Raw genomic sequence first — 333 nt, 5'->3', positions numbered from 1 at the left:
GAGAACGCGCTGCGGGTGGTCAAGGAACACGCGAAGCAGCCGATACTCACCGCCGCTTAACGTCACGATGGTTCCTTCACCGTCCAGCAGATGCCGCGCCGTGGTATCCAGCCGCCATTTGCCAAATGCAAGCAGCCGGCCTGCTTCGGTGAGGACAAGATTGGGCGGCAACATGCGTGTGCGGCGCAGTACGGCGTTAATTCGCGCCAGTAACTCCCGGGCGACGAAGGGCTTGACCAGGTAATCATCGGCGCCCATTTCCAGGCCGATGATTCGGTCAGTGTCGTCATTGCGCGCGGTGAGCATCAGAATCGGTGTGGCTTTGTGCTTGCC

Annotated in this window: 1 protein-coding gene; it reads right to left on the bottom strand. The window is 60.7% G+C overall.

What is annotated here, in order from left to right; translation table 11 throughout:
• On the bottom strand, window positions 1-333 hold a 333-nt coding region (locus AC0L3B_RS38845), incomplete at both ends, for a response regulator (protein ID WP_473382992.1).

The organism is Bradyrhizobium sp. Kon56 (assembly GCF_055807635.1).
Note: the sequence above shows the minus strand (reverse complement) of the source record. Positions and strands in the feature narration are given on the sequence as shown.